We start from the raw sequence: 18,801 nt of genomic DNA, 5'->3' as shown, positions 1-18,801 counted from the left end.
CATCCAGACATGACATCACCAACGCCGGAGCTTGCTATGCATCAGACTGCGAGATTGCTCTGCGCGCGGCGACTTCGCGCGGGGTGATCCCGAAACGTTTGCGAAACGCAGTCGCAAAATTTGCGGGGTTCGAATAGCCAGCAATGGTACTTGCTTGCGGGATCGTGACTTCGTTCGCCTTCAGAAGTGCATGGGCGCGCTCCAGCCGCTGGCCTCGTACGTAGTCGAATACGCTTTGCCCCGCTGACAGCCGGAAGAGCCGCTGAAGTCCGCTGGCGCTGACGCCGGCCTCTCGAGCAATCCTATCGACGCTGAGGGAGGCGTCCATGTTCTCGCTGATGAGATCGACGGCTCGTTGCAACTTGATGCGATCCTGCCGGGTCAGAATGGTTGACTGGTCGATCTCGGGTTCGGTCCGCATGGATGCAGCAAGGCTCTCGGCGACAATTTCTACCGCGCGGCCTTCGAGGAAGAGATTGTGGAGTTGAGGGACAAAAGGGGACGGCTGCAGGATCTGTCGGACGACCTCGAGTGCCCGGGGTGTCAGTACCCACTGATGTTCGCCCAGGTGATTGTTGAGGAGGCGGGTCCCGTGGGAGGCGTCCTGGAAATTCGTCAGTCCGTCGAGATCCAACCACTCCGGCGATGCTGATACGACCAGATGGCTCAAATGCTGACGGCGTCGCGAAGATCGCTGGAAGCGTTCCGAACGCGTGCTCATGATCGTCGTTCCGGTTACTGCCCTCGTCTGCGGACCAGCGAAGTGAAATCCCCGATCCCCGATCGTCAAATCCACCATTCCGTCGAGAAAGAAGATGCAGGATAAACCTCCGGGCAAGACCGAGGTTGCCGTGAAGGGGCGCTCCTCCGTGACATCACTCAAGTGCAGGAAGAGGCCGGGCCGCAGTTCCGCATGCAGGAAATTTCCGTGAAGAAGGGTGTCGTCCATCGAAAGCCCGTCGTCAGGACTGGCGATGTCTACCCCATCCTTACGCAGGAAGTCGCTCACCCGAAAGCGCGTCGCGCGATCACAGGTTTTATGCGCATCGGACTGGCTGGAAGGCGGCGGCTTGTTGGTCATTTCCCTCAACGCTCTACGGGTAGCTACCGCGATAAGGCATCACCCGGCGCGCTGGTGAATAATTTTTCAGTTTGCGTGTCCGGCAAAGGTTTCTTGTCGCATTGCAAACATCGGGCCGTTCCCCCGCGCTTATTCATCCCCTAGTAGGTAGTTAACTTGAAGAAACTGGTCAAGTTAACTTTGGCGTTAAGTGGGGTAGCAGATCGTGACGAGCAGGCAGGGACGGCAACCGGATTTTTGGAAAGCAACGCTGACGAATAAGGCAAATAGCCGCCTGCGTGGAGCCCTGCTTGGGAGCACGCTGCTTTGCAGCACGTATGTTTCGGTTGCGGCTCAGGAACAGCAAATTCCGGGTAACGGCAATGAGACCGTCCTGGGAACTATCGTCGTCCAAAGTGAGGGGCCGACGGGTCCTGATCAGGGGATTGTCGCAAAGCGAAGCAGGATAGCCTCGAAGACAGATACTTCAATTCTCGAAACCCCCCAAGCCGTCAGCGTGGTGACCCGCGACCAGATGGAAGCTCAAGGGGCAAATACCGTGTCCGAGGCCTTGCGCTACACCCCCGGCGTCCATCCGGATCCGAACGGATACGACATTCGCTACGATTGGCTCTATGTCCGAGGCTTCAATGCCTATGGCACGATGTGGCTAGACGGCTTGGTCGTCCCCGGTGATCCTAGTAATTATGCCACCCCGAGTATTAACCCCTATTCGCTCGAACGGGTCGAGGTGATCAAAGGGCCGGCGTCTGTTCTCTACGGCCGAGCGATCCCCGGTGGGCTTGTCAATCAGGTCAGCAAGCGCCCACAGACGGCGCCCCAGCGCGAAGTGAGCATCGGAACCTCCGCATTCGGTGGCATCCAGGGTTCATTGGACGTAACAGGGCCAATCACACAAGACGGCGAGTGGAGCTACCGCCTGCTCGGGCAGGGCAGGAACATGCATACGCAGGTCGACCACGAACGCGACAGGCAGATCATGATTGCGCCAAGCCTCACCTGGTCGCCCGGCGCCGATACGTCGCTCACCCTCTACGGGTATCACCAGCACGACAAACCGGTCTTCAATCCTCGCTTCTATCCCGCCTATGGCACGCTTCTGCCTAACCCGTCAGGCCAGATACCGCGCGATGTCTTCCTTGGCGATCCGGACTGGGGCGGCTTCCAGCGCGACTATTATCATCTCGGATATGAGTTCGAGCACGCCTTCGATGAAACGTGGACGGTCCGGCAAAACCTGCGCTATGGCCGGTCTGACCAGAATATGGACCTGGTGCTAGTCAATCCCGCCTTTACCTTCGCAGGCCCGATTCCATCGAGCGAACTCGGTCGTGTCACCGCGATATCCGATGACTGGACATCGGCCTTTGCGGTCGACACCCAGCTGGAAGCGAAGTTCGACACCGGTGCATTGGATCACACCGCCTTGCTCGGCATCGACTATGTTCACGGTGTTTCAGACACCAACTTCGGCAACACGCCCCCAAGCGTACCTGTAACTGGCATCGATTATCTCGATCCCCGGTATGGGCTGGACTATCCGGTTGCGCCGGTCACGGCTTCGACGCGACAGACCCAGGACCAGATCGGATTCTACCTGCAGGATCAGGTTCGCTATGGCGGGTGGCTCGGCACTTTTGGCCTCCGCTACGACATGTCTGATTTTGAGTCGGAAAACAGGATCAGTGACCGTAATATCGCCACCAAGGATAACGCGGTCACATGGCGGGCAGGCCTAACTCACCTCTTCGACAACGGGTTTGCTCCATACGCGAGCTACTCGACCGCATTCCTTCCGCTGATGGGAACGGATATCAACGGCGAAGCTTTCGAAGCTCAGACCGCGGAACAGTTCGAGGTCGGCCTGAAATACGAACCGGTCGAGGGGCGAGGGATGATCAGCCTGTCCTTCTTCAATCTCGTTCACGAAAATGCTCTGACACCTGTAGGTCCGCGACCCGCAAACCCGATCGGCTATCTTCAGGATGGCAAGCAGCGCATTCGTGGCATAGAGATCGAGGGCAAGTATGAACTGACGCCCGAGATCGACCTGCTTGCCGCTTATGCCTACTCGAATTCCGAGGTGGTTCGTTCGACGAACGCTGCGGCGGTTGGCAATGAGGTCTTGCGGCTACCGGAACATCAGGCGAGCCTCTGGATGAACTATCGCCCGGCGGCAGTCGAGGGTCTCTCGTTGAGCGCAGGCGTTCGGTATATGTCGTCCTATCAGACCGATGTGACCTACCTGGATCAACTGCGCATCCCTTCGCGCACTCTGGTCGATGTCGGTGCCGCCTATGATCTGGGTGCCATCGATCCATCCTTCGAAGGTACTCGGGTCCAGTTGAACGTCAGCAATCTCTTCGACGAGAAGTATGTCTCCCATTGCCTCAATCTGACGGGCGGGAGCTGCAACTACGGGGCAGGAAGGACGATTACCGCGAGCCTGAAGTACACATGGTAATGCCTTTGGCAGCAGTCGTTTCCAGATGGGCCGGTGGATTGCCGGCCTTCTACTGCTCGCTGATGAGCTTGGCGATCCTGGCCGCGGTGCTTTCATTGGCGCGTCCGGCCTATGCTGAAATCCTTCTTCAGGATGCCATAGGACGGGAAGTTCGTCTGGTCGCTCCGGCGCGACGGATTGTGACCAATGAAAGCATGCTGCTTTACTCTTTGGCACTGATCGACCCAGACCCAGTGGCAAAGATTGCCGGGTGGGCAAGGCCCGGACGCATCGATGGCGGCGTGTACAAGGCGTTTCAAAAGAAGTTTCCAGACATCGACGCAATTGCCGAGGTTGGCAGCGTCGTGCCGGAAAATGTATCCGTCGAAGCAATTCTCGCAGTAAGCCCAGATCTTTTTATCGTTAGCCTCTGGCAACAGGAGTGGCAGGATATTGCCACGCAGCTGGAGCGGGCCGGTGTCCCGGTGATCTTCCTCGATCGTCCGGAAGGCGTGAAGCGCGACCCGGCAGAGGCAACGGCCTTCTCCGTCGAACTCTTGGGACAAGCAATCGGGCGGGAAGGCCAGGCCCGTAAGTTTGCTGCCTTTGTCCGGGAGAAGTATCGGCAGGTGGGTGATCGCCTATCCGGCATTTCCACGCGCCCAAAGGTCGTGATTGATGTCCACGCGGGAGCGATCTGTTGTTATACGCCAGGCTCGGATAACCGTATTTCACATTATCTGGAGCTGGCCGGTGGTCATAATATCGGAGCCGATATGGCCTCCGGCTACGATGGCCAACTCAATCCTGAATACGTGCTAAGCGCGAACCCCGACATCTATATTGGCACCGGCAGTCCGCATCTCGGCCCGCAGGGCGGCTTGGCGATCGGTGGTGGCATCGACGAGGCTGCCGCGCGCCACTCACTTGCCGATGTGACGAGCCGCAATTTGCTGGCAAACCTCTCCGCGGTGAAGAATGGTCGTGCCTACGCGGTATCGCATCAGCTTGCGATCTCATCCCTCAACCTTGTGGTTTTCGAGTGCTTGGCCAAGTGGTCCCATCCGGAGGCGATGGGCGATCTCGATCCGGCGAAGACGTTGGACGAACTCAACGAACATTTCCTGGCGGTCCCGCTGGAGGGGACCTTTTGCGTGGCGGCCGATCCGGCATCCACGATGCCCTGATCGGCGGTGAAGAATAAAATGGAGATCAAAGTGGCAGCTTTCCTGTCTCAGGCGCGTATTGAGCTTGCCGACCCCCACGCCGTTATTGCCGCTGTCTGTTGCCACATGACGGAGCACGACGCGGAGTTGGAGGAACACGGTCAGACCCGACTGCTGCGTTTCAAGACGTCTTCGGCACGCTTCATTCCCGAAGGCAACGCGGTGCTCGTGGATGTCGAGGCGGCAGATCTCGAAGGGATTTACTTCACCCGCCTGGCAATCGCATCCCATATCGTCGAGTTCGCCGACGGTGAGCGTCCCCATATTGCCTGGAAAGGAGCTGGAGAGGCGATTTCCCGTCCTCCGAACTTCGAGATTATGGAAATTGCAGCGGTGCGGGACGTAACGCCCCACATGCGCCGACTGACGCTTATGGGTGAGAATGTCGAACGCTTCGTTCCGCTGGACGCCCTTCATTTAAACGTGCTTGTGCAAAGACCGGATGTACCGGAGCCCCAGTGGCCAACTGTTGGCCCCGACGGCCTTATCCGATGGGCTGACCCTGTCATTCGGCCTCATTTTCGCAAGTATACGGTTCGCTCGATCGATCTTGCTGCCCGCACCATGGAGCTGGATTTTGTCGTCCACACGGATGCGGGGCCTGGCTCGGCCTTGGCGCAAGCTGCAAAGGTGGGCGACCGGGTCGGAATTGCAGGGCCGGGCGGTGGCGGATTGGTGGAAGCCGATTGGTACCTATTTGCCGGTGACGAAACGGCGTTGCCGGCGATCGCTCGAATGCTTGAAGCTCTTCCTGAGCAGGCAAAGGGTGTTGCGATAATCGAGGTGGCGGATTCGATGGAAATCCAGAGCGTCCGGCATCCGCCTGGTGTCGATGTCTCATGGTTGCTTCGCGACGGGGTGCCTGCCGGGATGGCAAATCTTCTGCCCGCGGCGGTGGAGGGCGTGGTTTTTCCTGGCCAAGACGAGAGGGTCTATGCCTGGGCCGGGTGCGAGTTCGATGATTTTCGCGCCATTCGCAAATATCTTCGCAGCGAACGCGGTCTGCAGAAGCACCAGCATCTGGTCGTGTCATACTGGCGGCGAGGCGTGGAAGCTGACTGAGATTTTGAGGATTTTGGTCTAGGCCGTGCCGTCCACGACAATCATCGGACGGCCTTGCGTGCAGGTCTCGACACGGGCTTTGACGCGGTAGACGTCGCGGAGCATGTCCGCAGTAATGATCTCAGCCGTCGGTCCGTCTGTAACAAGGCGACCGCCGGCAACGATTATCGTCTGGTCGCAATAGCGCATGACATGGTTCAGGTCGTGCAATGCAATGATGACGGCGATCCCGGTCTTGCGCGCCAGTTCATGCATGTAGTGCAGTACCTCGATCTGCCGGAAAAGGTCGAGCGCCGAGGTCGGCTCATCCATCAGCAGGATCTTCGGTTTGCGAACCAGTGCCTGAGCTATGGCGACGAGTTGCCTTTGGCCGCCCGAAATCGCTCCGAGGTCTCGAAATGCCAGATCCGTGATGCCGAGTGAGGCGAGGGTTTGATCAATCTCGACCAAATTGTCCTCCGAAACCGTCCAACTGCCGCCCTGCTTGGCAGCAAGCAAGACAGACTCGTACACCGTCAGGACGGCATTGCCGCCGGTATCCTGAGGCATGTAGCAGATCGACCGTTCCAAGACGTCGGCTCCACTGACGTGAACTGCTCCTTCGCCTTTCAGGAGACCAGCGATGCGCTTGAGCAGCGTCGATTTTCCGGCTGCATTCGGCCCGATCAAAGCCGTCAGCCTGCCGCCTTCGATTGGTCGCGTGGAAATGCCGGAGAAAACGTCGGTTCGTCCATAGCGGGCGCCGAGCGCCTCCAGTCTTAGGCTCACCATGCTTTTTTCCTGTTGGTGAAGATCAGCGAGAAGAAGAAGGGCACGCCGACCAGCGAGGTGATGATGCCGATCGGCAGAATGGCGCCTGGTACCAACATCTTGGAGACCACGGATGTTGCGGAAAGCATTAAGGCGCCGCAGACGGCCGCGCCGGGCAGAAAGAACCGCTGATCTTCTCCCACGAGCATGCGGGCAATATGAGGCCCAACCAGTCCGATGAAGCCGATTGTGCCGACGAAGGACACGGGGATGGCTGCCAGCACGCTGACAAGCATCATCGTTTGCAAACGAAGGCGCCTTACATTCACCCCGAAGGAGGCGGCCTTATCGTCGCCGAGACGGAGTGCGGTCAGTGCCCACGCGTTGCGGGCGAAAAATGGCACGACGGCTACAAGAATGATCGCCGTCACGGCGACTTTCCCCCAGGTCGCCTTCGTCAGGGACCCCATGGTCCAGAACACGACAGCCGTGAGCGCCTGTTCGGTGGCGAGATATTGGAGCAGGGCAAGCAGCGCGTTGAAGGTGAAAACCAAGGCAATGCCAAGCAGCACGATCGTCTCAACGGTAACGCCTCGCATCGTGGAAACGCCGTAGATGAACAGGGAGGCGGTCATCGCCATGAGGAAGGCGTTGATCGGCACCATGTATTCGATGGCGGCGGGCAAGATCGCCACACCCGCGACGAGGCCCAACGCGGCGCCGAAGCCGGCGGCGGCGGAAATGCCCAATGTAAATGGACTGGCTAGCGGATTGGCGAGAATTGTCTGCATCTCCGCACCCGCGAGCGACAAGCATGCCCCAACCGTCACGGCCATCAAGGCCGTTGGCATTCGGAGCTCCCAGATGATCACGCGTAGCTGGCCATTGACCGATGAGGGTGAGAGAACGGCCGCGATTACTTCGTTCAATGAATAGCGCGCCGGTCCAAGCGCCATATCGACGGCGACCGACAACAGAAGGCATGAGAAGAGGACAACGAGGAGGAGCAGTCGACGGGCAGTCAGGGCACGGTAGCGCTGGCGCGCTTCAACTGTCGAAGATGGTGTGACGGCAGAGGCCATGGGTTTTCCTGCTTGCGAGCTGGCGTGACCTTTCCACACCGATATGTTTGGTCAGATGCCATTCCTAAATGAGGCAACAGGACTGGGAGGGTATTCAACTGCCGGAACGGCGTGTCAAGAACTTCGGCGGTTTTGACTGGCGGGCGCTGCTGATATGACAAGAAAAGTGGTGTTATAACAAGTTCAAGCGATCTCAATGTTTCGGTCGGCCCAAAGCCGGCATGGTGCAGTTGGGGTAGCTTGTCCAAACGTCAACCATGCCCAAAAACGCCGTTCTCGGCCTTCCCTGTGTCGACCAGTTTGGTTGCCGTTCCAGGATCACACCGCCAGAGCAAGGCTCTCACCCAAATTCTGATGAAAGACCCGTGGCGAGACCACTCCAGCGGGAGACACAAGGTGCCGATATCGATCTTTGCTTCGTTATCTCGAACGATGCGCAGCGTCCGGATCATCTCCTCGGCGAGAGCGTCCGCTGATGTGTTGCTGCTTCCCGTCAAACTGGGATCGTTCCAGAGTGCGAGGGCCGTCTCGCATGAGGTGGTGGACGGAGTAAGTAACGGCGAGTGAATGGCGGGACTCCGCGCTCGCAAGGACGTTAAGCATAAATTCAACCGCCGCTTGTGCATGCATTGGATTTTTCCTACCCCCTCGCCACATGGATTTGGTAAGAAACGCCCCCCGATACAATGCTCTCGACAGTTGGCGCGGCATTTGCGCTTGTATGGTCGCATTGTTTCACTTTGATGTTTTTAGTAATCTATACTTTTCGCCTATCATCAGAAATTCATATCTATTTGTAGATTTCTTCTTCGTCCTCAGCGGGTTTGTTATCGCAGCAAACTATCGTACGCGCCTCGCTGAGGGTTTCAGCGTCAACCGTTTCTTGGTTTTGCGCCTTGGGCGCATCTATCCTCTTCATCTTCTGACGCTTCTGCTATTCATCCCCATAGACGCGGTCAAAAATGGAGTGGACTCCAATCTGCTTCAAGCGATCATCACCAATGTGTTTCTTCTGCAAGGTATTGGTGTCAATCCGCAGAATTGGCTGAACTTTGTTAGCTGGAGCATCAGCGCAGAGGTCGCCGCCTACCTCATTTTTTCAGTCGTGGTGGCTAGATTTGGTGCCATCCTGTGGCCTTGGCTGCTGCTGATCGTTGCAGGTCCGATCATAATAGCCACTCTGAGCCCACACGGAATGGACACAACCTATGATTATGGGCTGGTGCGTTGCCTGTACGGCTTCTCCCTGGGGGTGCTGTGCTTTGACATCCGGGAGCGGTTCCCTCTCCTGAAAGAACGGCTTTCAAGAGCAGCGGACACAATGCTTGAATTCGTCGGTCTGGCCTTGGCTGTCGTCTACGTTGTAGTTGCAGGCGACAGCTTGCTGCTTTCCGTCATGTCCCCATTGATTTTTGCTTTTGTTGTGCTGGTGTTCGCGCGTGAGGGTGGCGCAGTCAGCGGTGTGCTCACGGTTCGTTTCATGTTGCTGATTGGCACCCTGACATACTCGATCTACATGATGCATCCGTTCATTAGGGCAATTGTACGGGTTGCCCTGATGGCCCTTGAACGGGTGACCGACACAAAACTGTTTATGTCGTATTCCCTAACCCCGACCCATGAACCAATAAACATCGTCTACTTGTACGGATCTCCCTGGCTCGGTGACCTCTTGCAAATTCTGATGCTTCTTTTGACCGTCGCGCTTTCACTCGTAACGTATCGCTTCATCGAAGAACCCGGGCGTCGTTGGGCTAGGCGGATGGCAGATCATAAGGCAAACAGCGCACAAGCAACTTTTGAGACGGAAGCTTCCGTCAAGCCATAGTGTCCTGCCCGGCGATGGCACGTTGTTGCTAAATTGGCGCGAGTCATCACCCTTCTATGGACAAGGCGCGCGCGGCCGCAGCTTCCCGCCTCCTGCAGGGTCATAGAATACCCAAGGATAGCAGCGCATCAGATAAGTTCACCAGTCATGGCTAGGGTTCGCCAAGAACACGACTAGCGGGTCGTCCGGTCCGAGGGCAGCGTGCATCAACTCGACACATCGAGTTCGCTCAATGACTAGAGCATCCGCGATCATCTTCGTAACGTCCTTTTGCCCGCGCGTCAGGTGCTTTGCGGCGATCGCCCAGGCCGTCATCTGAATATCCTCTGGAAACGCAGCATGCTCAGCGGTTGGTTGCATTCGGATATCCTCCATTAGATGTCCATCTTATGACAGCAATCGTTGTGTGAAGCTTGAGCAGCATCGTCGGTGGAAGGCTGGTCCTGGGACGCCACGCTGCGGGTCATTGTCACCGACAAGCTCAGGTCCTAGTTGGGTCGGTTCCCGGTGGTCCGCTTCTGGTGCCGCATCTCTGAAAGTGGACGCTACGTTCCAATCCATCGTCACCCTTTGATGGGGGCATTTCTCACCACAGTAGGGTCAAGTCGAAAAATGTGGTAAGCGCCAGCGAAACATAACAACAGGAGCGTACTAGTGAGCGAACCGACCGTGGCAGATGCAACAACCCGCATTTATGAATCGCTTCAGGCGGACAATGCCGACATCGACGTGCATATCGCGACTCTCAAGGCAGCGTTGACGCGGGCGGGTTTGAAAGAGGCCGTATTCGACCCGGCCAGGCTCGCGCACAACAACCGCTCTGGCAGAAAGCTGATGCAGGCCTACTTTCGGCAGCGCGGCGTAGCGGTGAAATTCTCGGCGTCGTGAAGCGTTCCTAAGACGTCAAACAGGCGGCCAGTGGGCTTTTGGGCGGGTACGCCCGAAAGCCCACATTTCGTTGCTTGGCGCGATTGGCACGGTAAGCCATGATCTGGCGAACCAGGCGATCCGGATCGCCCGTGACCTTCGCCATGATAATTCCTCGCGGTTGAGGTCGATGTCAAATCGCTCCTGATAGCAGATCGACCCAATCATGCAGCCGGGCAGGTCGGCCATCACTTCTGCGAGAATCTTCAGACCGGTCCGAGCATTCCGCCATCTCCGTGGCTGGCGATAAATTCGTCGGTGTTCGCGAGCAGAGTGCGGACGGCCTTGCGCGCGGCGTCAGGGCGCTGCAAGCGGATGCACCGCTCGATCTCCTCATGAAGCCCCTGCGCGTGACGCAGATCATTGATTTCGCGGGTCACGAAAACGAACAGGCCCTCCAGCACAGAATCGATCAGTGCCCCCAGCGGAAGCAGCAACTCGTTGCCCGCGGCCTGCAGGATCGCCAGGTGAAAGCGCGTATCGGCGGCGGTTCGCTCGGCCAGCGTCGGCGCGGTGCCCATCTCCTGACAGGCTTTGGTGATCGCTTCCATCTGGGAAACGTCCCGCCGCACGGCCGCTAGCGCAGCGGCTTCCGGCTCGATGATGTAACGAAACTCCTGCACGGTCTTGAGAAAGCTCCGCCGCTCCGGTGACGCTGCGTACCAGGCGAGCACGTCGCGATCGAGCAGGTTCCATCGTTCCCGTGGTTCCACCCAGCTTCCGATTTTTGTTCGCGAAGCGAGAAGGTTCTTGGCGGCCAGCATCTTGATTGCCTCCCGCACGACGGAACGACCGACGCCGAACATCTGCGACCATTCCGCCTCGTTGGGCAGGATCGTGCCCGGAGGATAATCCCCCCGCACGATACGCTGACCGATCTCGTTTGCGACCGAGAAATTCACCAAAGTTCCCCCGAGACGGGTGCTTTTCCGTCCGATGGCAGGCTGTTTCATTGCCATTCAATATTCCGATTTCGACATCACCGCGTCAGCTTTCGGGATTGCGGCTCGCCCGAATCCGATCGAACGCGACGGCGGTGATGATGAAGCTTCCCACAAACACCCCTTGCCAGAATGGATTGATTCCGAGAAGGGTCAAAGAGTTGCGGATCATCTCGATGAGTACCGCACCGACGACCGCACCGAACGCTGTTCCGCCGCCGCCAGCGAGATTTGCGCCGCCGATGACCACGGCGGCGATGACGACGAGTTCCATGCCCGTGCCCATGCCCGTGGTGATCGTGCCCAGCCATCCCACCTGCAAGATCCCGGCAATGCCCGCCATCAGCGCCGAGAGCATGTAGACGCTGACCTTGATGCGCCTCACCGGCACACCCGTCAGTGTCGCGGCGTGCTCGTTTCCGCCGATCGCAAAGATGTGGCGTCCCCAGCGGGTCCAGCGGAAGACAAAGCCGAACACGAGGGCGAACAGCACCAGCAGGATCGCCGGATTTGGGATGAAAATGCTCTGCCCCAGCCACGTGAACACAGCGGACAGCGTGCTGTCCGGGCCGGACGAGGCGGCCAGCGCGTTGAACCAGCCGCGGGTCGAGCCCCCGCCGATCGCCACCATCTTCGCGTGGTCCACACCGAACTGATAGACCATCTGGTTGCCGGACAGCACCATCGCGACGCTGCGCGCGAAAGACATCATGGCCAGCGTGACGACGAAAGGCGGCATGTGGACATAGGCGATCAGGAAGCCATTGATGAAGCCGCATGCAAGCGCGGCCCCCAGGGCGCAGGGAATGGCGACCCAGATCGGATAGTCCCAGCTCATCATCATGCCGGCGACCATGCCCGCCAGGCAGAGCACAGAGCCGACCGACAGGTCGATGCCGCCGGTGATGATCACCGCCGTCATGCCGAGCCCGATGATCCCGACGAAGGCGCAGTTCCGGGCGACATTGAACAGGTTCTGGGAGGTGTCGAAGGACGATGTCGCCACTGAGAGGTAGGCGAAGGCGATGATCGCGGCGAGGAAGACCCAAAAGGTCTGGCTCGCCATGAGGCGACCCGCGGCGCCATGCTGCTGTCTGTCGATCGTATCCTGAAGCGTGATGTCCATGGCCCCAGGGAGCTCCTTGCGACGGTCAAGCATTTTCGATGGCACCGGTGATGAGACCGGTGACCTCCTCGGGCGACGTGGTTGAAATGAGCTTGTCGGCGACCTTGCGGCCGCGCCTGAGCACGGCGACCCGGTCGGCGACCGCAAAGACGTCCGGCATGCGGTGACTGATCAGGATGACGGCGATGCCGTGGTCGCGCAGCCTGCGGATCAGGTTGAGAACCTCCGCCACCTGGCGGACGCTGATTGCCGCTGTCGGCTCGTCCATCAGCACGATCCTTGGCTCCGAGAGCCTTGTCCGGGCGATTGCCACCGCCTGGCGCTGCCCCCCGGACATCTGGCGGACCAGATCGCGCGGGCGCGTCTCCGACTTGAGCTCGGCGAAGAGCTCGCCCGCGCGCTGATACATTTTCTTGTAGTCGAGGATCCTGAACGGTCCCCATCCCTTCTGCAGCTCGCGACCGAGGAAGACATTCGCTCCGGCGGTCAGATTGTTGCACAGCGCCAGGTCCTGATAGACGATCTCGACGCCGTTGCGACGCGCATCTATCGGCTGGGCGAAATGCACTTCGCGGTCATCGATCTGGATCGCCCCGCCGGTCGGCGGAAAGTTGCCGGCAATGATCTTCACCAGCGTCGACTTGCCCGCGCCGTTGTCGCCCATGAGGCCCAGAACTTGCGCAGGCTCCAGTGACAGCGAAACGCCGCTCAGTGCGTGGATCGCGCCAAAGTGCTTCGAAATGTTCGTCAGTTTGAGCGCTGTCATGCCTCACCTGCCGTTTTCGCCAATTTAATAGCAAGCCCCACCCCGTCTCAGTCAATAGGATGAAAGAATATTTATCCTATTTATCCGACAATATATTGACGTATGGCATATGACCGGCGTCTTATGTACGCGGGAGGAAGAGCATGCTGGTCCTGGTCACGGGAGCAACGGGCAAGGTGGGGCGCGCCTTTATTTCGCGGCTGAGGCGCGAGACGACGGCGCCGGACATCCGCGCGCTCTGCCACAATCGGCGGCTGCCTGAAGATGACGGACTATCCGTCGTCGTCGGCTCGATCGCAGACCGCGCGGTCTGCCGGGAGGCCATGCGGGGCGCCACGCATGTCGTCCATCTGGCGACCTGCAAGGAGACGCCCGACGAGGTCATGGACGTGACGGTCAAGGGGCTGTTCTGGCTGCTTGAGGAGTTCCGCCAGAGCCCGGATGCGAGGCGCTTCGTACTGATAGGCGGTGACGCGGCGGTGGGCCACTTCTTCCATCGCCATCCCGCGCCGATCACCGAGGACGCGCCGCACATGGCCTATCCGGGCTGCTATGCCCTGTCCAAGGTGCTCGAGGAAGTGATGGTCGAGCAGTACGGCATCCAGTACGGGATCGACTGGTGCTGCCTCAGGGCGCCCTGGATCATGGAGGCGGACGATTTTCGCTACAGCCTGTCGTTTGGGGACGATGTCTTCGGCGGACCGGACTGGAAGACCATGGTGCCGCAGGACCTCGCCGAACGGTCCCGCCGCGAGGGTGCAGTACCGTTGCTGCAGGAGGCGGACGGCACCCCCCTGAAGCGCAATTTTGTTCATGTCGACGACCTGGTCGAGGCGATCGTGCTCGCGCTCACCGCGCCGGCCGCACGCCAGCGTCTCTACAACATCTCGATGGATGAGCCGGTGGATTACGGGGCGGTAGCCGAACATCTCGCCCGAACGCGCGGCCTGCCGGCAACGCTGGTGCGGGCCCCATACGTCAGCAACTGGATGGACAATAGCCGTGCCAAGGCCGAACTCGGATGGCGTCCGGCGTACGACCTTCGACGACTGATCGATTCAGCCTGGGATTACGTCCGGCCGGCCGATGAGCCGAGGCGGGTGTGGTATCCGGGGTGAGGAAGCGAAGCGGGGCTGTTCCCGTGAAGTCTCATCAATCCAAGGGAGGAATCAGATGAGAAAGACAATGCTTCTGGCCGCTGTTGCGGTCCTTGCCATGACCGCTGGTCAGGCCATCACGCAGGAGAAGAAGACGTTGGCCGTCGTGGTGAAGGGCCTGGACAACCCGTTCTTCACCGTGCTCGGCAACGGCTGTGCCAAGTGGAACGAGAATAACCCGACCTCCGAATATACCTGCCTCTACACCGGTCCGGCGCTGTCCTCGGACGAAGCCGGCGAAGTGCAGTTGGTAGCCGATCTGATCGCTCGACCGGACGTCGCCGGCATCGCGATCTCGCCGTCCAACGCACCGGCCATGGCCTCCATGCTGAAGGAGAAGGCGCCGGGCATTCCGATCATGACCATCGACGCCGATCTGCTTCCCGAAGATGCAGCTCTGCGCAAGACCTATCTAGGCACCTACAACTACGACATGGGCGTCAAGATGGCCGGGCACCTGAAGACGCTGAAGCCTGATGGTGGCACGGTCTGCCTGCAACTCGGCAACGTGGCGGCCGCCAACATCAACGAACGCGCCGCAGGTCTGCGCGACACGATCAGCGGCACGAAGGGCATCGAGCGCCTGAAGGGCGAAGGAGGCTGGACGGAGATCGATGGCTGCCCGCTCTACACCAATGACGACATCCCGACGGCCAACCAGCAGCTGGCCGACGTGACAGGCGCCCACGCCGATCTCGATGCCTTCATCCTGGTCGGCGGCTGGGCACAGTTCGGTCCCGAAGCCTACTCCGCGACCACGACTGCGCTCGAGCCGCGGCTGAAGAGCAAGGAGCTTGTCATCGTCGCGGGCGACACGCTGCCGCCGCAGATGGACGCCCTCAAGGCCGGTCACAGCCACGTCCAGGTCGGGCAGCGGCCGTTCGAGATGGGCCTGCGCGCACCGGACGTGCTGATCCAGCTGATCAAGGGCGAGAAGGTCGACGATCCGATCTACACCGGGCTCGACGAATGCACACAGGAGACCGCCGCCACCTGTATCGGCGGCTGATTATAGCCACACCGCCAGGCTCATTGCCTGGCGGTGTCCTCGGTCCGTCATGTCGCGTTTGCTGCGTGGAACGGTCTTCATTGCGCGTAGGGCGAACCGCCAAACGACGACCTGCAACTCAAATATCGCGAGCAGGCCGCAGCTGCCGTGCAGCAGCGCCTGAGGGACGCCTCCGCAATGGCTTCCGGCTGCCGGAGCATTGAAGGGGGCGCCCATGGGACATATGAGGCGTCCTTCTTTGGAAGCCTTCTGGGCTCATGCGGATGCCAGCCTAGAGGTTCTTCGCAATCGTGCAGGCTGCACCTTCGGCTCAGACGGCCACCAGATGACCGGCCCCCACTTCGCGATACTCCAGCGGTGCGATCTTGTACTCAACAGGGCGGATCGGGCTCTTCAATTCCTCGACCGCCAGCGCGTGCTTCGTGCCACGCCTATTTGGATCAGGAACGGGGACAGCAGCCATAAGCTTTCTGGTGTATTCGTGCTGGGGATTGTTGAAGACCGATGAACGCGGTCCGATCTCGACGATCTCTCCAAGATACATAACCGCCACCCGGTGGCTGACACGCTCGACGACCGCCATGTCATGACTGATGAAGAGGAAAGCCAGGTTCAGGCTCTCCTGCAGGTCGAGCATCAGATTGATGACCTGTGCCTTGATGGAGACGTCCAGTGCCGAGACGCTCTCGTCCGCCACGATCACCTTTGGCTGAAGCACGAGGGCGCGGGCAATGCAGATCCGCTGCCGCTGGCCCCCTGAAAACTCGTGCGGATAGCGTGAAGACATGTCCGGGGTGAGGCCGACACGATGCAGCATGTCTGCCACGACCTCCCGTGCCTGCTTCCTGGAGCCCATTCCATGTTCCAGGTAGGGCTCGGCAATCGCGGCCCCCACCGTCATGCGCGGGTTGAGGCTGGCAAACGGATCCTGGAAGATCATTTGTACGGACTTGCGCATCTCGCGCATGTCTTTGCGGTCGAGCGCCAGCACGTCTTTCCCGTCGGCGACCACTGAACCACTGTCAGGCTCGATTAGGCGCATGATCGCGCGGCCTGTGGTTGATTTTCCGCAGCCGGACTCGCCGACCAGCGAGAGTGTCTCTCCCGCTGCCAGGTCGAAGGAAACATTCTCGACCGCGTGGACGCGCCCGCTCAAGCGACCGAACAGGCCTGATCGGATGTCGAAACGCTTGGTAAGGTTCTTGACCTCGAGAACGGGCCTTTCCTTCGACACCGTATCCCTGGACGCGACGGGAGCACTGGATACTCCGGTCGTTGTGTCAACAATCGGGAAGCGCAGAGGTTGGGCTTCCTCCTTCATGGAACCCAACACCGGAACCGCAGAAAGCAGCGCCCGCGTGTAAGGATGTTTGCCGCGGTGAAATATATCAGCGGTCGCACCTGTCTCGACCTGCTCACCGCGGTACATGACGACCGTACGGTCGGCCACCTCTGCCACAACGCCCATATCATGGGTGATAAAGAGGACGGAGGTGCCTTCTTCCTCCTGAAGTGTCTTGATGAGATCGAGGATCTGCCCCTGAATTGTGACGTCGAGAGCTGTGGTAGGCTCGTCCGCAATCAGAAGCCTGGGCTTCGATGCGAGAGCCATGGCGATCATCACGCGCTGGCGCATGCCGCCGGAAAACCGATGCGGATATTCGTCGAAACGTGAGGCTGCGGATGGAATCCGTACTTTTTCGAGCAGGCGGATCGTTTCGGCCCGCGCGTCGGCTGCCGACATCTGCGAATGGCACAGCAACGCCTCTGAAATCTGGTCGCCGATTGTGAAGAGCGGGTTGAGGCTCGTCATCGGCTCCTGGAAGATCATTGCAATGTCATTGCCGCGCACCTTGCGCATCTCGCTTTCAGGCAGCGAAAGTAGGTCGCGACCGCCAAGCATGACCTTGCCCTGAACACGGCTGGAATCCGGCTGAAGCAGCCGCATGACCGAAAGCGAGGTCACACTCTTACCCGAGCCGGATTCGCCGACGATCGCGACCGTCTCGCCCGGAGCGACGGAGAAGGAAACGTCACGCACGACCGTCTTCCATTCGCCATCCACCAGAAACGAGGTGGTGAGGTTCCGAACCGACAGAACCGGATCGGCGGCTTGGATGGTCTTAGCCAAAGTGGCACTCATGATCGTTCCCTTCCTTTTTCGTTCGGCAGCTTGGTTGGGCTCAGTCTGGCCAGCGCAACATGCCATCGAAGCGATGACGGCTCAGGTCCTCGAACGGCGTGGCGATGATCTCGTTGGAGGCGCGCGCCTTGTCGAGTTCCTCCGCCAACCGGTTGGCGACGATCGTCTCTTGCCCGGGATGCAGGTTGCAGGGATCGAGATAGAAATAGCGATGTTCGACCTCGTGATCGCGGACGATGATCGGCGCGCTGCCGTTGCGCAGTGCCGCTGCCAGGTCCCAGGCCGTGATATGCGCCTCCTGCGGGTCGATGATGACGCGCATGCGGTCCAGCGGATTGTTGGTCGGGTCCGGCTCGATGAGCGCGGTGACGCCTGGTCGACCATCGAGTGTCTGTTTCCACAGGTTAAGGTAGGAAGTCTCTCTGGCGCGAATGCCGTCGTGGTCACGCTTCTCCCACGCTTCAAGGGCGGCCATGACCCCGTAAATGCTCTCCTTGCCGACTTTCATGCCCCGGCCGATGCCCATGTTCTGGAGGAAGGCGTGACGTACCAGTTCCTTGTTTCCGGCAACAATGCCGGAGGTCGGGCCGCCGAGAAATTTGTGGCCGGAGTAGAGGACGATATCTGCGCCCTGCGCCAGGAAGAGCTCCAAATCGTATTCTGAGGCCGCATCGACAATGACGGGAACGCCCTTGGCATGGGCAATCTCGACGAACTCGGTGAGATGCAGGAGGCCGTAATCGACGACATGGTGAGACACGACGTAGACGGCAGCTGCCGTCTTCTCCGTCATGGCGTTTTCCATGTGATAGCGGTGTGTCGATGTGGCCTGGCCAATCAGCACGACCTTCCCGCCGGCAAGCCGGATCGCCTGGTCGACCGGCGCGCCATAGCTCACCACGTGACCCATCTGGACGATCACCTCGCTCTTATCCGTCGCGACATCCGGCAGTTTTTCGACAGCAAGCAGGTTCGGGCCGGTAATCGCGCCGGCAACCGCCAGGCTGATACCGGAAGAGCAGGAGGCCGTCACGAAGCCGGCTTCTCCCCCGGTAAGCCTGGAGATGATGGCACTTGCCTTCTTTTGCAGCGCATTGATTTCGACGAAGTGCGGCAGGATCTCCGCCATGGCCTTGACGGCTTCCGGAACGACGATTGACGCTCCCAGACTTGTCATGGTGCCTGAGACGTTGATTACCGGCCGGAGGCCGATCGCGCTGCGGATATCATCGGTCATTCTGCTTCTCCACTGTATCGGCA

Annotated in this window: 16 protein-coding genes; 7 read left to right on the top strand and 9 right to left on the bottom strand. The window is 59.5% G+C overall.

Going from position 1 to position 18,801, the window contains the following annotated elements:
• Positions 1-34 precede the first annotated feature (34 nt).
• Positions 35-1,081 carry an AraC family transcriptional regulator gene (locus tag LH464_RS13930; protein ID WP_226786999.1) on the bottom strand — a complete coding sequence of 349 codons (1,047 nt, stop codon included), beginning with the start codon at positions 1,079-1,081 and terminating at the stop codon, positions 35-37.
• A gap of 205 nt (positions 1,082-1,286) precedes the next feature.
• Here LH464_RS13930 and LH464_RS13925 point away from each other — a divergent pair, with 205 nt between their 5' ends.
• The 3 genes from LH464_RS13925 to LH464_RS13915 are packed head-to-tail and all read left to right on the top strand — an operon-like array spanning position 1,287 to position 5,812.
• Positions 1,287-3,545, top strand: a complete 2,259-nt coding sequence (locus tag LH464_RS13925; protein ID WP_390624979.1) for a TonB-dependent siderophore receptor — start codon at positions 1,287-1,289, stop codon at positions 3,543-3,545.
• The gene (locus tag LH464_RS13920) at positions 3,539-4,711 is read left to right on the top strand and encodes an ABC transporter substrate-binding protein (protein WP_226786998.1); all 1,173 of its coding nucleotides are present in this window, start codon (positions 3,539-3,541) and stop codon (positions 4,709-4,711) included. The genes LH464_RS13925 and LH464_RS13920 overlap by 7 nt, the downstream gene beginning before the upstream one ends.
• 18 nt (positions 4,712-4,729) lie before the next feature.
• Positions 4,730-5,812, top strand: coding sequence for a siderophore-interacting protein (locus LH464_RS13915; protein ID WP_226786997.1), 1,083 nt, complete (start codon positions 4,730-4,732; stop codon positions 5,810-5,812).
• Between the two features lie 18 nt (positions 5,813-5,830).
• Here LH464_RS13915 and LH464_RS13910 read toward each other — a convergent pair whose 3' ends face one another.
• Together LH464_RS13910 and LH464_RS13905 are read right to left on the bottom strand one after the other, a co-directional pair.
• Positions 5,831-6,583, bottom strand: coding sequence for an ABC transporter ATP-binding protein (locus tag LH464_RS13910; RefSeq protein ID WP_226786996.1), 753 nt, complete (start codon positions 6,581-6,583; stop codon positions 5,831-5,833).
• Positions 6,577-7,644 (bottom strand): FecCD family ABC transporter permease, encoded by a 1,068-nt coding sequence (locus LH464_RS13905; protein WP_226786995.1) that lies wholly within the window; start codon positions 7,642-7,644, stop codon positions 6,577-6,579. Before LH464_RS13905 ends, LH464_RS13910 begins: the two co-directional genes overlap by 7 nt.
• 655 nt (positions 7,645-8,299) lie before the next feature.
• On the opposite strand from LH464_RS13905, the gene LH464_RS13900 reads away from it, so the two are divergent.
• Positions 8,300-9,472 carry an acyltransferase family protein gene (locus LH464_RS13900; RefSeq protein ID WP_226786994.1) on the top strand — a complete coding sequence of 391 codons (1,173 nt, stop codon included), beginning with the start codon at positions 8,300-8,302 and terminating at the stop codon, positions 9,470-9,472.
• A gap of 138 nt (positions 9,473-9,610) precedes the next feature.
• Here the strand turns inward: LH464_RS13900 and LH464_RS13895 are convergent, their stop codons facing one another.
• Positions 9,611-9,832, bottom strand: a complete 222-nt coding sequence (locus LH464_RS13895) for a hypothetical protein (protein WP_226786993.1) — start codon at positions 9,830-9,832, stop codon at positions 9,611-9,613.
• A 294-nt stretch (positions 9,833-10,126) separates the two neighbouring features.
• Here LH464_RS13895 and LH464_RS13890 point away from each other — a divergent pair, with 294 nt between their 5' ends.
• Complete coding sequence (locus LH464_RS13890; protein WP_226786992.1) at positions 10,127-10,360, top strand: hypothetical protein; 234 nt, start codon at positions 10,127-10,129, stop codon at positions 10,358-10,360.
• 245 nt (positions 10,361-10,605) lie between these two features.
• Here the strand turns inward: LH464_RS13890 and LH464_RS13885 are convergent, their stop codons facing one another.
• From LH464_RS13885 to LH464_RS13875, 3 genes are read right to left on the bottom strand one after another with little or no spacing between them, the layout of a single operon-like run.
• Positions 10,606-11,352 (bottom strand): FadR/GntR family transcriptional regulator, encoded by a 747-nt coding sequence (locus tag LH464_RS13885; RefSeq protein ID WP_390624981.1) that lies wholly within the window; start codon positions 11,350-11,352, stop codon positions 10,606-10,608.
• Positions 11,353-11,386: 34 nt separating this feature from the next.
• Positions 11,387-12,466 (bottom strand): ABC transporter permease, encoded by a 1,080-nt coding sequence (locus LH464_RS13880; protein WP_226786990.1) that lies wholly within the window; start codon positions 12,464-12,466, stop codon positions 11,387-11,389.
• Between the two features lie 25 nt (positions 12,467-12,491).
• Positions 12,492-13,232 carry an ATP-binding cassette domain-containing protein gene (locus LH464_RS13875; protein WP_226786989.1) on the bottom strand — a complete coding sequence of 247 codons (741 nt, stop codon included), beginning with the start codon at positions 13,230-13,232 and terminating at the stop codon, positions 12,492-12,494.
• Between the two features lie 143 nt (positions 13,233-13,375).
• Between LH464_RS13875 and LH464_RS13870 the strand changes: the two genes are divergently transcribed.
• Together LH464_RS13870 and LH464_RS13865 are read left to right on the top strand one after the other, a co-directional pair.
• Positions 13,376-14,350, top strand: coding sequence for an NAD-dependent epimerase/dehydratase family protein (locus tag LH464_RS13870; protein WP_226786988.1), 975 nt, complete (start codon positions 13,376-13,378; stop codon positions 14,348-14,350).
• Between the two features lie 55 nt (positions 14,351-14,405).
• Entirely contained in the window at positions 14,406-15,398 is a 993-nt protein-coding gene (locus LH464_RS13865) for a substrate-binding domain-containing protein (protein ID WP_226786987.1), read from the top strand.
• Positions 15,399-15,708: 310 nt separating this feature from the next.
• Here the strand turns inward: LH464_RS13865 and LH464_RS13860 are convergent, their stop codons facing one another.
• Together LH464_RS13860 and LH464_RS13855 are read right to left on the bottom strand one after the other, a co-directional pair.
• The gene (locus LH464_RS13860; protein WP_226786986.1) at positions 15,709-17,541 is read right to left on the bottom strand and encodes an ABC transporter ATP-binding protein; all 1,833 of its coding nucleotides are present in this window, start codon (positions 17,539-17,541) and stop codon (positions 15,709-15,711) included.
• A gap of 40 nt (positions 17,542-17,581) precedes the next feature.
• Positions 17,582-18,778, bottom strand: coding sequence for an aminotransferase class V-fold PLP-dependent enzyme (locus tag LH464_RS13855; protein WP_226786985.1), 1,197 nt, complete (start codon positions 18,776-18,778; stop codon positions 17,582-17,584).
• Between the last annotated feature and the right edge of the window lie 23 nt (positions 18,779-18,801).

Origin of the sequence: Pseudorhizobium xiangyangii, assembly GCF_020531965.1 — a bacterium.
GTDB classification, from domain to species: domain Bacteria; phylum Pseudomonadota; class Alphaproteobacteria; order Rhizobiales; family Rhizobiaceae; genus Neorhizobium; species Neorhizobium xiangyangii.
The sequence above is the reverse complement of the archived record's forward strand: the minus strand, read 5'-3'. Positions and strand labels throughout refer to the sequence as shown.